Origin of the sequence: Mycolicibacterium neoaurum ATCC 25795 (genome assembly GCF_000691525.1) — a bacterium.
Classification (GTDB): Bacteria; Actinomycetota; Actinomycetes; order Mycobacteriales; family Mycobacteriaceae; genus Mycobacterium; species Mycobacterium neoaurum.
Genome location: NZ_JMDW01000010.1, coordinates 237,304 through 248,816, shown reverse-complemented (window position 1 = coordinate 248,816; position 11,513 = coordinate 237,304). Strand labels below are relative to the sequence as shown.

The 11,513-nt window shown below is 67.6% G+C and carries 13 protein-coding genes, 1 tRNA gene and 1 riboswitch; of the genes, 7 read left to right on the top strand and 7 right to left on the bottom strand.

Features of this window, described 5'->3' with window-relative positions; all coding sequences use genetic code 11:
* Positions 1-31: 31 nt before the first annotated feature.
* Positions 32-241: a hypothetical protein gene (locus tag IC40_RS0115110; protein ID WP_019512056.1), complete on the top strand. Its 210-nt coding sequence runs from the start codon at positions 32-34 to the stop codon at positions 239-241.
* Between the two features lie 7 nt (positions 242-248).
* Here IC40_RS0115110 and IC40_RS0115105 read toward each other — a convergent pair whose 3' ends face one another.
* From IC40_RS0115105 to ilvD, 3 genes are all read right to left on the bottom strand, one after another.
* Positions 249-1,256: an ABC transporter substrate-binding protein gene (locus IC40_RS0115105; RefSeq protein WP_030135544.1), complete on the bottom strand. Its 1,008-nt coding sequence runs from the start codon at positions 1,254-1,256 to the stop codon at positions 249-251.
* The gene (locus tag IC40_RS0115100) at positions 1,256-2,038 is read right to left on the bottom strand and encodes a methyltransferase domain-containing protein (protein WP_030135543.1); all 783 of its coding nucleotides are present in this window, start codon (positions 2,036-2,038) and stop codon (positions 1,256-1,258) included. Before IC40_RS0115100 ends, IC40_RS0115105 begins: the two co-directional genes overlap by 1 nt.
* A gap of 57 nt (positions 2,039-2,095) precedes the next feature.
* Positions 2,096-2,281: riboswitch (cobalamin riboswitch) on the bottom strand.
* 7 nt (positions 2,282-2,288) lie between these two features.
* Positions 2,289-4,133 carry a dihydroxy-acid dehydratase gene (gene ilvD, locus IC40_RS0115095; RefSeq protein ID WP_030135542.1) on the bottom strand — a complete coding sequence of 615 codons (1,845 nt, stop codon included), beginning with the start codon at positions 4,131-4,133 and terminating at the stop codon, positions 2,289-2,291.
* Positions 4,134-4,211: 78 nt separating this feature from the next.
* Here ilvD and IC40_RS0115090 point away from each other — a divergent pair, with 78 nt between their 5' ends.
* A complete protein-coding gene (locus tag IC40_RS0115090; protein ID WP_030135541.1) occupies positions 4,212-5,045 on the top strand; it encodes a helix-turn-helix transcriptional regulator in 834 nt (277 codons plus the stop codon).
* A 46-nt stretch (positions 5,046-5,091) separates the two neighbouring features.
* On the opposite strand, the gene IC40_RS0115085 is transcribed toward IC40_RS0115090, so the two are convergent.
* Positions 5,092-5,177 (bottom strand) — tRNA-Leu (locus IC40_RS0115085).
* Positions 5,178-5,279: 102 nt separating this feature from the next.
* Here IC40_RS0115085 and IC40_RS0115080 point away from each other — a divergent pair.
* Together IC40_RS0115080 and IC40_RS0115075 are read left to right on the top strand one after the other, a co-directional pair.
* Positions 5,280-6,635 (top strand): M20/M25/M40 family metallo-hydrolase, encoded by a 1,356-nt coding sequence (locus IC40_RS0115080; protein ID WP_030135540.1) that lies wholly within the window; start codon positions 5,280-5,282, stop codon positions 6,633-6,635.
* A 16-nt stretch (positions 6,636-6,651) separates the two neighbouring features.
* Positions 6,652-7,185 (top strand): YbhB/YbcL family Raf kinase inhibitor-like protein, encoded by a 534-nt coding sequence (locus IC40_RS0115075; RefSeq protein WP_030135539.1) that lies wholly within the window; start codon positions 6,652-6,654, stop codon positions 7,183-7,185.
* Here IC40_RS0115075 and IC40_RS0115070 read toward each other — a convergent pair.
* Genes IC40_RS0115070 through IC40_RS0115060 form a run of 3 tightly spaced genes read right to left on the bottom strand, consistent with a single transcriptional unit; the run spans position 7,182 to position 9,498 of the window.
* Positions 7,182-8,234, bottom strand: a complete 1,053-nt coding sequence (locus tag IC40_RS0115070) for a quinone-dependent dihydroorotate dehydrogenase (RefSeq protein WP_042509811.1) — start codon at positions 8,232-8,234, stop codon at positions 7,182-7,184. The two genes, IC40_RS0115075 and IC40_RS0115070, sit on opposite strands and share 4 nt — an antisense overlap.
* Before the next feature lie 11 nt (positions 8,235-8,245).
* Positions 8,246-8,488, bottom strand: a complete 243-nt coding sequence (locus IC40_RS0115065) for a DUF5703 family protein (RefSeq protein WP_019512048.1) — start codon at positions 8,486-8,488, stop codon at positions 8,246-8,248.
* Positions 8,485-9,498 (bottom strand): YncE family protein, encoded by a 1,014-nt coding sequence (locus tag IC40_RS0115060; protein ID WP_030135537.1) that lies wholly within the window; start codon positions 9,496-9,498, stop codon positions 8,485-8,487. The genes IC40_RS0115065 and IC40_RS0115060 overlap by 4 nt, the downstream gene beginning before the upstream one ends.
* A gap of 108 nt (positions 9,499-9,606) precedes the next feature.
* On the opposite strand from IC40_RS0115060, the gene IC40_RS0115055 reads away from it, so the two are divergent.
* The 3 genes from IC40_RS0115055 to IC40_RS0115045 are packed head-to-tail and all read left to right on the top strand — an operon-like array spanning position 9,607 to position 11,510.
* Positions 9,607-9,918: a hypothetical protein gene (locus IC40_RS0115055; RefSeq protein ID WP_090559061.1), complete on the top strand. Its 312-nt coding sequence runs from the start codon at positions 9,607-9,609 to the stop codon at positions 9,916-9,918.
* 52 nt (positions 9,919-9,970) lie between these two features.
* Positions 9,971-10,801: an undecaprenyl-diphosphate phosphatase gene (locus IC40_RS0115050; RefSeq protein WP_030135535.1), complete on the top strand. Its 831-nt coding sequence runs from the start codon at positions 9,971-9,973 to the stop codon at positions 10,799-10,801.
* A gap of 25 nt (positions 10,802-10,826) precedes the next feature.
* On the top strand, positions 10,827-11,510 hold the full coding sequence (locus IC40_RS0115045) for a histidine phosphatase family protein (RefSeq protein WP_030135534.1): 684 nt from the start codon (positions 10,827-10,829) through the stop codon (positions 11,508-11,510).
* Positions 11,511-11,513 lie beyond the last annotated feature (3 nt).

Below are 11,513 nucleotides of genomic sequence, written 5' to 3'. Positions count from 1 at the left end.
GAACCAGAACTTGGATCAGGAGACACGCAACATGAGTTGGCAGACCGGTGACTTTGTGACCGCCAGCCGCGAGATCGACGAGATGGATGTTCAGACGGTGCCGGAAGGTGCCGTCGGCACGGTGGCCGAGACCACGGTCTTCGGGAAGCCCAAGGTGGTCTGCTTCACAGTGCCCACGGTGTGGGGGCCCAAGCGGGCCTGCGTGCATGTGCACCGCGGCGATGTGGAACTGGCAGGCTGACGCCCGGTCAGCTGTCCTGACGCAGGGCGCCGGCGATCATCTCGACGGCGTCGACATTGCGCAGTGACGGGTCCAAGGCAGTACCGGGCACCACGACATAACGCTGTTCGCGGACGGCGGTGAGCTGGCGGGCCAACGGATCGCTCTCCAGGAACGCGATCTTGGCGGCCGCAGTATCACCGTCGTCACCGCGGGTCAGATCCGCGAGCACCAGCACGTCGGGATCACGGTCCAGAATCGCCTCCCACGAGGTTTCCGGCCAGAGCTGGCGGCTGTCGGCGAACGCGTTACGTGCGCCAACGGCATCGGTGATCATCCCCGGGGCGCCGCAGCACCCGGCGATATAGGGCGCCCGGGTGGCCGAGTACCAGTACATCAGGCTGGTGTCGGAGGTGCTCAGGCCGGCGGTCGCGGACCGTACTCGATCCTTCAGGGACCTGGTGAGTCGGGCCGCTTCGTCGTCGACCCCGAATATCCGCGCTATATCCCCGATTTCGGTATAGATGTCCTCGAACGTCAAGGCGCGGTGCTGATCTGCCTGCTGCCCGCTGCACTCGCTCGATGACAGGTAGGTGGGAATGCCCAACTCGGCGAAACGCTCGCGTGACGCAATGCCCTGGTCGGAGAACGTGTAGGCGAACGTGGCATAGACGAAGTCGGGTTCGGTGTCCAGAACGGTTTCCAGCGACGGGAAATCGGCCGCCAGTTCGGGAACCTTCGCATTGGCCTCCACCAGGTGCGCAGGCACCGGTTCGTTCCACGATGCGGTGCCGACCATCCGATCGGCCAAGCCCAGAGTGAGCATCAGCTCGGTCGCGGGTTGATTGACCGAGATGGCGCGTGCCGGCGCGGCGGCCATCTCGACGTCGATACCGCAGTTCTGCAGTGCGACCGGGAATCCCGCGCCGGCGGGCGGTGTCGCCGAGGTGCCGACCGGGTCGGGAGTCCGGGTGCCACATCCTGCGACCAACATCGACACCGCGCCCAGAGCGCCGATGACACGCTGCCACGGCATCACTTGACCCCCATGACCACGTAGTCGTCGAGCAGTTGCCAGACCGTGCCCACCTCGGAAAAGCCGGCCTGTGCCAATGCGGCGAGATGGAAGTCCACCGCGGTGGTGGGCGGCGGGTTTCGATGCGTGAACCGCTGATCACGCAGCGCCGCAAGGTCCGCGACGCCGTCGCGGGCCGTCGCCGCGGCCCACCACTGATCCCAGGTGGGCGATCCCGCGGCGTATGCCCGCGACTGGGTGGCGGCGTCGTGTGCGGCGGACAGTCTGCGCAGGGTCGGCTGCCGCCCGTCGAATCGGAAATGGTCGCCATTGAGCAGGAGGCCGTTGTCGGACAGCATCTCTGCCGCAGCGGTGTACACGCCCAACAAGGTCTGCGGGGTCAGCCAGTGCAGCGCGGTGGTGGAGACGAAGGCCGATATCGGCGTCCCTGCCGTGGCGGCTGCTACCGCATCCGGCCACGTGTCCTCGGCAAGGTCGGCCTCGACCACACCGAACCGGTGGTGGGCGCCGAGCGTTCGGCCGGCCAGGTCGAGCAGCAGCGGGTCGAAATCGAGGGCGATCACCCGGGCACCGGGAAGTGCGTCGAGGATGCGGGCGCTCAACGATCCCGGCCCGCAGGCAAGATCGACGACCACGGGCTCGTCGCCGCAGGCCAGTCCGATGATGTCGGTGATGGCGCGAAAGCGGGATTCACGGCCCGCGATATAGGCCGATTGTTGTTCGTCCCACGCCCGTACGAGGGCGTCGGGATCGGCGAGATCGCCTTGCAGAGATGCGGACATGAGGGATTCCTTCGGCATCAGGGGCCTGATCAGCGAGACCCGGTGACAAGCCGCGACACACCGTCGCGGATGCCAGCAGGTATTCGGACTCGGGGGTCGTCCTCGGCGGGCCGCCTTCCCGGGAGCATGCGCTCCCAGTGGCACGTGGCCCGCCTCGTCATCCCCTCACCGCTGCGCGTCAGTCCCGGATTCACACCGGGTTCCCTACTCCCTGCGGAGGTGACTGGCCCGCACAGGCTAGCAGGGTGAGTTACACCGCATCGATGTCTCGGGCCGCACCCTTGTCTGCCGAGAGCGCCAACGCGGCGTACGCACGCAATGCCGCCGACACCGTGCGCCGCCGATCCGTGGGCCGGTATCCGCCGGCTGCCTCCAATGCCGCGCGTCGGCGCTCCAGTTCTTCGAGCGGCACATCGACCTCGATGCTGCGGCGCGGGATGTCGATGGTGATCAGGTCACCTTCGGCCACCAGCGCGATGGTGCCACCGGCGGCCGCCTCGGGGGAGACGTGGCCGATGGACAGACCCGACGTACCGCCGGAGAACCGACCGTCGGTCACCAGCGCGCATTGCGTGCCCAGCCCACGGCCCTTCAAATAGGCAGTCGGATAGAGCATTTCCTGCATGCCCGGCCCGCCCCTCGGTCCCTCGTAACGGATCACCACCACATCGCCGGGCTGCACCCGGCCGGACAGGATGGCGTCCACCGCGTCCTCCTGCGATTCCAGCACCACGGCCGGACCGGAGAACGTCCAGATGGACTCGTCGACGCCGGCGGTCTTGACGATGCAACCGTCCACCGACAGGTTGCCGCGCAACACCGCCAGCCCGCCGTCGGCGGAATAGGCGTGGGCCACATCGCGGATGCAGCCGTTCTCGGCGTCGGTGTCCAGGCTGTCCCAACGCTCGGACTGCGAGAACGCGGTCGCCGAGCGCACACATCCCGGTGCCGCGTGGAACAACTCGACGGCCTCATCGGTCGGTGACCCGCCGCGAATATCCCAGGCCCGCAGCCACTCCGCCAACGAGCCGGCATGCACGGTGTGCACCGTCTCGTGCAGATGACCGCCACGCCACAGCTCACCCAGGATGGCCGGGATGCCACCGGCGCGGTGTACATCCTCCATCAGATAGTGACCATTGGGGGCGACCTTGCACAGGCACGGGATCAGCCGGCTGCGCTTCTCGATGTCTTCCAGGGTGTAATCCAGCTCGGCCTCCCGGGCGGCGGCCAGCAGGTGCAGCACGGTGTTGGTCGACCCGCCCATCGCGATATCGAGTGCCATGGCGTTGTCGAATGCGTCGCGCGTGGCGATGTTGCGGGGCAGGACCGAGGCGTCATCACCGTCGTAGTAGGCCCGCACGATGTCCATCACCGTGCTGCCCGCCTTTTCGTAGAGGGCGCGCCGCGCGGTGTGGGTGGCCAACACCGAACCGTTGCCGGGCAGGGCCAGCCCGAGTGCCTCGGTGAGGCAGTTCATCGAGTTGGCGGTGAACATGCCCGAGCATGAGCCGCAGGTCGGGCAGGCGGCTTCCTCGATCCGCGTGATGTCGGCATCGGATACATCGGTGTTCACCGCATCGGCGATGGCCGACACCAGATTGAGCCGGGTCTTGACCGTGCCGTCGACGAGGACGGCGGTGCCACCCTCCATCGGACCGCCGGAGACGAAGACGGTCGGAATGTTCAGGCGCAGTGCGGCCATCAGCATGCCGGGAGTGATCTTGTCGCAGTTCGAGATACACACCAATGCATCCGCGCAGTGCGCGTTGACCATGTACTCCACCGAGTCGGCGATGAGCTCGCGGGACGGCAGCGAGTACAGCATTCCGCCGTGGCCCATCGCGATGCCGTCGTCGACGGCGATGGTGTTGAACTCGCGCGGCACCCCGCCGGCGGCCGAGATGGCCTCGGAGACGATGCGGCCGACGGGCTGCAGGTGCGTGTGCCCCGGCACGAACTCGGTGAAGCTGTTGGCCACCGCCACGATGGGCTTGCCGATATCGGCACCGGCGACGCCGGCGGCCCGCAGCAGCGAGCGTGCGCCGGCCATGTTGCGACCGTGGGTGACCGTGCGGGACCGCAGTTCTGCCATAACACACAGCGTGGCAGCAAGGGCGTCTACGTGGGTAGACGGTCTTCATGCTAGTACTGGCACTACTACCATCGCAGGATGAACACACGCAGCAGGCAGCGCCGGGCGTTGGGGGAGTTCCTGCGGGCTCGCCGGGAGGCCGCCGCCCGCGCCGACCTGGGCTATGCGCCGATGCCACGGACGCGGACCAGCGGCCTGCGGCGTGAGGAGGTCGCGATGGCGGCAGGGGTGAGCGTCACCTGGTACACCTGGCTGGAGCAGGGCCGCGAGATCAACCCCTCGCGCCAGGTTCTCGACGCCATCAGCGCGGCGCTGCGGCTGACCCAGGCCGAACGTGACTACGTGCGCAGCCTCGGCGGCCATGCCCCGGACCCGGTTCCGGCGGACGTGGAGACGCCCGCGCACGTCCAGCGCTTCCTGGACGCACTGGGCGGGTACCCGGCGTTCGCGATCGGGCCGTTCTGGGATATCACCGCGTGGAACAGCGCCTATGCCGCGCTGTATCCGAACATCGCGGTGACCGCCGAGGCCGACCGTAACCTGCTCTGGCTGATGTTCATGGACCCCGCGATCCGGGAGTTGTTGCCGGACTGGGAAAACGACAGCAGCCGCTTCCTGGCCGAGTTCCGGGCAGAGGCGGGATCGCGGGCCGGCGAACCTGCCTACTCGACCTTGGTCGACAGGCTTCGCGCGGCCAGCGGGCATTTCGAGTCGCAGTGGCGCCGGCGCAGCGTGCAGCGGTTCACCTCGCGGGAGCGGCGTTTCTTTCGCGCCGGGATCGGGGAGATGCGCCTGGAACACCATCAGTTGGCGCCGGTGGATGTGCCGAACATCCAGATCGTGGCGTACCTGCCGGTGCCCGACAGCGGGGCGGCCGAACGGCTGGCCGCGCTGGTTGCCGGCGCCGGATGAACCGATACGACCCCGGTCGAGCAACCGGGGTCGTATCGAGAAACTGTGTCCGAGGGGGGACTTGAACCCCCACGCCCGTTAATAGGGCACTAGCACCTCAAGCTAGCGCGTCTGCCATTCCGCCACTCGGACATTCTCCGCGCCGTCGGCGAGGAGCGACTAAGGCTAACGGATGGGGGCGGTCGGACCCAAACCAGCCCGTCGGCGCCGGTGCGCCACCCTGTCCGGGCGGGCATGGGCGATGGTACGAATGGGGTTGTGACCGTCCAGCCCAGCGCCGCCGACGAGGTGGTCGACCTCGTCAGCACCCTCATCCGTTTCGACACCTCCAACACCGGAGATCCGGCGACCACGCGGGGCGAGGCGGACTGCGCGCAGTGGGTGGGCGACCGCCTCCGTGAAGTCGGCTACAGCACCGAGTACGTCGAAGCCGCCCCCGGCCGCGGCAACCTGTTCGCCAGGTTGCCGGGTGCGGACCGGTCACGCGGCGCCCTGCTGATCCACGGCCATCTGGACGTCGTGCCCGCCGAGCCCGCCGACTGGAGCGTGCACCCCTTCTCGGGAGCGGTGAAGGACGGCTATGTCTGGGGTCGCGGCGCGGTCGACATGAAAGACATGGTCGGCATGATGATCGCCGTCGCCCGCCACTTCAAACGTGCGGGCATCGTGCCCCCGCGTGATCTGATCTTCGCCTTCGTCTCCGATGAGGAGCACGGCGGCACCTACGGTGCACAGTGGCTCGTCGACAACCGGCCCGATCTCTTCGACGGCGTCACCGAGGCGATCGGTGAGGTCGGCGGTTTCTCGCTGACCGTGCCCTCGCGGCACGGCGGTGAGCGCAGGCTCTATCTGGTGGAGACCGCCGAGAAGGGCATCGCCTGGATGCGGTTGTCGGCGCGCGGCCGCGCCGGGCACGGCTCGATGGTGCACCAGGACAACGCGGTCACCGCGGTGGCCGAAGCCGTCGCCAAGCTCGGCAGACATCAATTCCCGCTGGTGCTCACCGAGCCGGTGGCGCAGTTCCTGGCGGCGGTCGCCGAGGAGACCGGCTACGAATTCGACATCGACTCACCCGACCTTGACGGCACCATCGCCAAACTCGGTGATATCGCCCGCATCGTCGGGGCCACGCTGCGCGATACCGCCAACCCGACGATGCTCAAGGCCGGTTACAAGGCCAACGTGATCCCGGCGAACGCCGAGGCCGTCATCGACTGCCGGGTGCTCCCGGGGCGCCGGGAGGCCTTCGAACGCGAGGTCGACGCGCTCATCGGCCCCGACGTGGTGCGCACCTGGGAACGCGATCTGCCGTCGGTGGAGACCACCTTCGACGGTGATCTCGTCGACGCGATGAACGCCGCGCTGCTGGCCGTCGATCCCGAGGCGCGGATCGTGCCGTACATGCTCTCCGGTGGCACCGATGCAAAAGCATTCTCACGGTTGGGGATTCGCTGCTTCGGCTTTGCCCCGCTGCGGTTGCCGCCGGATCTGGACTTCGCCGCGTTGTTCCACGGCGTCGATGAACGGGTACCCGTTGACGCACTACAGTTCGGCACCGAGGTGCTCGAGCATTTCCTCACCAACTGCTGACCAGAAGAGGGGCGATATGACCGCAACACCCGCAGATCCCTACGCCAACCTGCCGAAGCTGCCGACCTTCGAGCTGACCTCGGAGACCTTCACCGACGGCCAGCCCGCAGGCAACGATCAGGTCAGCGGCATCATGGGTGCGGGCGGCAAGGATGTTTCACCCCAGCTGAGCTGGTCGGGCTTCCCCGAGGAGACCCGAAGCTTCGCGGTCACCGTGTACGACCCGGACGCCCCGACACTGTCTGGGTTCTGGCACTGGGCCGTCGCCGATCTGCCCGCCACGGTCACCTCCTTGCCCGCCGACGCCGGTAACGGCGATCCGTTGCCCGGCAACGCGGTGACGCTGACCAACGATGCGGGACTCAAGCGCTTCCTCGGTGCCGCCCCGCCCGCCGGACACGGCCCGCATCGCTACTACGTCGCCGTACACGCGCTGCCGGTGGAGTCACTGGAGCTACCCGAGGGCGCCACGCCGGCCTTCCTCGGGTTCAACCTCTTCGGCCAGGCCATCGCTCGGGCCGTGCTGCATTTCACCTACGAACAGAACTAGAAGCGGGTCTCCGCGCCGACTGCCTCCGACAGCGAGGCGAATCCGCCCTCGTGCAGTCGGCGCGCCAGACCGTCGTGGATCTGCTTGGCGTACAGCCCACCGCCGTAGACGAACCCGGTATAGCCCTGCAACAGCGAGGCGCCGGCCAGGATGCGCTCCCAGGCGTCCTCGGCGGTCTCGATACCGCCGACGCTGATCAGCACCAGTTGATCACCCACGCGCGCATAGAGCCGGCGCAACACCTCGAGAGCACGCCGGGCGACCGGCGGACCGGACACCCCGCCGGCGCCGAGCTCGTCCACACCTGGGGTCTGTAAGCCGTCCCGGGAGATCGTGGTGTTGGTCGCGACGATGCCGGCCAGGCCCAATTCGACGGCCAGATCGGCGATATCGTCGATATCGGAGTCCGACAGATCGGGCGCGATCTTGACCAGCACCGGCACCGTGACGACCTCGCGAACGGCGGTCAGAATTGGCCGCAGCGACTCCACCGCCTGCAGATCGCGCAGCCCAGGGGTGTTCGGTGAGCTGACGTTGACCACCAGATAGGAGGCCAGCGGGCCGACCAGTCGCGCGCTGGTGACGTAATCGTCGACCGCCTGCTCGGCGGGCGTGGTCTTGGTCTTGCCGATGTTCACCCCGATCGGGACATCGGATTGGTGCGTGCCGAGCTGCCGTGCCAGCGCCGCCGCCCCGCGGTTGTTGAAGCCCATCCTGTTCAGCAGACCGCGGTCGGCGGGCAGCCGGAACATCCGTGGTGCCGGATTCCCCGGTTGCCCCTGCGCCGTGACCGTGCCGATCTCGGCATACCCGAAGCCCAGCGCGCCCCAGATCGGTAATCCGTGACCGTCCTTGTCGAAACCCGCGGCCAGCCCGAGCGGCGCCGGAAAGCGCACGCCGGCGACCGTGCTGGCCAGGATCGGGTCCGCCGCACCCAACTTGGCCGACAGGACGCGACGGCTCCACCCGGTCGAGGTCGCCAGCCGCAATATCGCGAACACGACGGCATGAATGCGTTCGGGCGCGACGAGGAAGAACGCGCGCCGCATCAAGCGGTAGATCACAGGGCCGGCTGCTCTCCGAGTGCGGTCTTCTTGCGGCGCAACAACACGCGCCTGCTCCCGTCGGTATAGAGCCGCACCTTGGTCAACTCCCAGCCGCGATACTGCGCCTCGATGGACAAACGCACCGACGCCGACAGACGCGTGACATCGGGGGGCAGGCGCAGCGGCACCCATTCGTAGTCCTCGGAAAGGTCACCGGCCCAGCCCGCGGGCATCCGGCTGCGTGCCACCGTCGTCATGACCTACTCGCCCCCTCGATCACCTGCACCCCGGCGCCGGAACCGGAGACCACGTACAGGGTGTCGCCGGCATCGTCGAAGGCCAGGGTATTGGGTTGCTGCACAGTCCTATAACGCACCTTTTCAACGGGTATTCCGGTAGCCAGATCGTAGCCAATGACGGTGTTGGTCGCCGTCTGTGACACCCAGGTCATCTTGGCCGACCCGGTCACGCCATAGGGCGCCTCGCCAACCGGGTAGCGCTGCCGCAGGATCAGCGGGTCGGTGCCGAAGACCAGCAGCGCGCCGCCGCGGGTATCGGTGACGAGCACCCGTCCGGCGGGGTCGACGGTCATCGAGGTCGCCCCCTCGCCGGCACGCAACGCCTGCTCGGGCTTGGTCCCGCCCTCGTCGATCTCGGTGACCGAGGTCTGGCCGCGGTCCAGCACGATCAGCGAATCATCATGGGTGACAAGGGCATCGACTCGTGCGAAGTTCTTCAGACTCGCGCCGACCTCGGTATCGGAGCGCAGCGTGAACACCGTGCCGTCGGCACTGCCGAGCACCAGCGCCCCCTCGGAGTTGCGGCCGATAGCGGTGAAGTCGGTGTCCGCATGGTCCTTGACCTCCACCGGCGTGGCGGCGCCGGCGGCGACGTTCGCTCGCACATAGCCACCGCGGATGGACAACCAGACCTCCCCAGAACCGTCGCCGGTGATCGCCGTGGCCGCCGCGGGCAGTGCGATGGTCCGCGCGGGCCCCTCGGCGGGCACCACCGTCAGGCGATCGGCGGGGCCCAACACGACCACCGAGGAGGTGCGGATATCGAAGACGGCGGCGATTCCCGGCGCGGGAAGTGGCGTCACGACGCCGTCGACGTCACCACTGACCTGTGGCGACACGGCCGGTGTTGCGACCGGGATGGTCGGTGGTGGCGAATCGGCAGGTGTCGACGAGCACGCGGAGGCGACTCCGACCGCCAGCGTCAATACCGACAGGACGCGCAGCCGGAATGCGGTTTTCGTGGTCATGGGCTTTCTGAACTCCTGATTCCGCATTCGGCCTGCGTCCGTGTTCGCAGTTTGCGCAAAGTTTGCCAATGGGGACGTAACCGTCAATTTGTGGGTATGGTGCGAGCTATGGCACTGGCTCCGGAGACCGAACTGTCGGCAGGCGAGTTCGCCATCGAGCACGTCTCGACCGGCGTGCACGCCAGCGGGTTCGGGACCCTCGGTGATGGCCGCAGCTTCTCCTTTCACGTCGAGGACCGGCAGAACCTGGTCGTCGAGGTGTACCGGCCCCGGCTGAGCGGGCCCGTCCCGCAGAGCGAGGACATCATCGCCCGCACGTCCCGCAGTCTGAAAGATATCGATCTCGCCGATGAGCGCAGCGTAGCGGCCACCGTGCGCGATGCCGTCGCCGGAGCGGAGCCGGTGCGCGCGACGCGTTGACCCGATCCCCACGGTACGGTCGTCCGCGTGATGAGAGATGCCCATGCCTGAGATGTCCTGGTTGCAGGTCGTCGTGCTTGCGGTCGTCCAGGGGCTGACCGAGTTCCTTCCGGTGTCCTCGTCCGGTCACCTCGCGATCGTGTCCGAGGCGTTCTTCGGCGCCGACGCCGGCGCGTCGTTCACCGCCGTGGTGCAGATCGGTACCGAGGTGGCCGTCCTGCTCTATTTCGCCCGCGATATCGGGCGCATCGTGACGGCCTGGTTCGGCGGATTGCGGCACCCCGACCGGCGCACGCCGGATTACTGGCTGGGCTGGTGGGTGATCATCGGCACCATCCCCATCGGGATCTTCGGTTTCACGTTGCAACATTTCATCCGCGATGACGTCCGCAATCTGTGGGTCATCGCCACCGCGCTGATCGTGTTCTCCTTCGTCATCGCCGCGGCGGAGTATTTCGGGAAACAGACCCGTCCCATCGAACAGTTCACGCTGCGCGACAGTCTGCTCATCGGTTCGGCTCAGGCGCTCGCGTTGATCCCGGGCGTCTCTCGTTCGGGCGTGACGATCAGCACGGGACTCTTCCTGGGCCAGAAACGCGAGGCCGCGGCGCGCTTCGGTTTCCTGCTGGCCATCCCGGCGGTACTCGGCTCCGGGCTCTACGAACTGAGCCATGTGTTCGAGCCGGGGGATACCGGTATGAGCGCCACCGTCGCGCAGATCGTGGTCGGCACCGTCATCGCCTTCGTTGTCGGGTATGCCGCCGTCGCGTGGTTCCTGAAGTTCCTGGTCAACCACAGTATGTACTGGTTCGTCGGGTACCGGATCACCCTCGGCGTCGTGGTGATGATCCTGCTGGGCACCGGGGTCCTCGCCGCGAAATGACCCCGCCGACCAGAAGGGCCCATCCGTGACCGTCATCCTGCTGCGGCACGGCCGCTCCACCTCGAACACCGCGCATACCCTGGCCGGCCGTTCCGCGGGCGTCGACCTCGACGACACCGGGCGCGAGCAGGCCGAGGCGGTGGTCGCCCGGATCGGATCACTACCGGTCAAGGCGATCGTGCGCTCACCGCTGCTGCGGTGTGCGAACACCGTGGCACCGCTGGCCGCCGCTCTGGGTATCGAGCCGGTGGTCGAGGACCGGATCACCGAGGTGGACTACGGCGCCTGGACCGGGCGCAAGATCGCCGAACTGTTCAAAGAGCCGCTGTGGAAGGTGGTGCAGGCGCAACCGAGCGCGGCCGTCTTCCCCGACGGTGAAGGTCTGGCGCAGGTGCAGGCCCGCGCCGTCGCGGCGATCCGCGAACACGACCAGCAGCTGTCGGAAACGCATGGCGGCGATGTGTTGTGGATCGCCTGCACTCATGGCGATGTCATCAAATCGGTGCTCGCCGATGCGCTCGGCACCCACTTGGACAGCTTCCAGCGCATCACGGCCGACCCCGCGTCGATGAGCGTCATCCGCTATACCGAGATGCGGCCTTTCGTGCTGCATGTCAACCACACGGGCGACGGATTGACCGCCGCGCTGAGCACCAAGCCGGCCGCCGCCCCCGCCGGTGACGCGGTCGTCGGTGGCTCCACCGATTGAGTC

Coding starts and splice junctions, on each gene's coding strand:
- IC40_RS0115075 (WP_030135539.1), top strand. CDS start 6,652: ATGACCGCAACACCCGCAGATCCCTACGCCAACCTGCCGAAGCTGCCG.
- IC40_RS0115100 (WP_030135543.1), bottom strand. CDS start 2,038: ATGTCCGCATCTCTGCAAGGCGATCTCGCCGATCCCGACGCCCTCGTA.
- IC40_RS0115105 (WP_030135544.1), bottom strand. CDS start 1,256: ATGCCGTGGCAGCGTGTCATCGGCGCTCTGGGCGCGGTGTCGATGTTG.
- IC40_RS0115055 (WP_090559061.1), top strand. CDS start 9,607: ATGGCACTGGCTCCGGAGACCGAACTGTCGGCAGGCGAGTTCGCCATC.
- IC40_RS0115065 (WP_019512048.1), bottom strand. CDS start 8,488: ATGACGACGGTGGCACGCAGCCGGATGCCCGCGGGCTGGGCCGGTGAC.
- IC40_RS0115070 (WP_042509811.1), bottom strand. CDS start 8,234: ATGCGGCGCGCGTTCTTCCTCGTCGCGCCCGAACGCATTCATGCCGTC.
- IC40_RS0115110 (WP_019512056.1), top strand. CDS start 32: ATGAGTTGGCAGACCGGTGACTTTGTGACCGCCAGCCGCGAGATCGAC.
- IC40_RS0115050 (WP_030135535.1), top strand. CDS start 9,971: ATGTCCTGGTTGCAGGTCGTCGTGCTTGCGGTCGTCCAGGGGCTGACC.
- IC40_RS0115090 (WP_030135541.1), top strand. CDS start 4,212: ATGAACACACGCAGCAGGCAGCGCCGGGCGTTGGGGGAGTTCCTGCGG.
- IC40_RS0115080 (WP_030135540.1), top strand. CDS start 5,280: ATGGGCGATGGTACGAATGGGGTTGTGACCGTCCAGCCCAGCGCCGCC.
- ilvD (WP_030135542.1), bottom strand. CDS start 4,133: ATGGCAGAACTGCGGTCCCGCACGGTCACCCACGGTCGCAACATGGCC.
- IC40_RS0115060 (WP_030135537.1), bottom strand. CDS start 9,498: ATGACCACGAAAACCGCATTCCGGCTGCGCGTCCTGTCGGTATTGACG.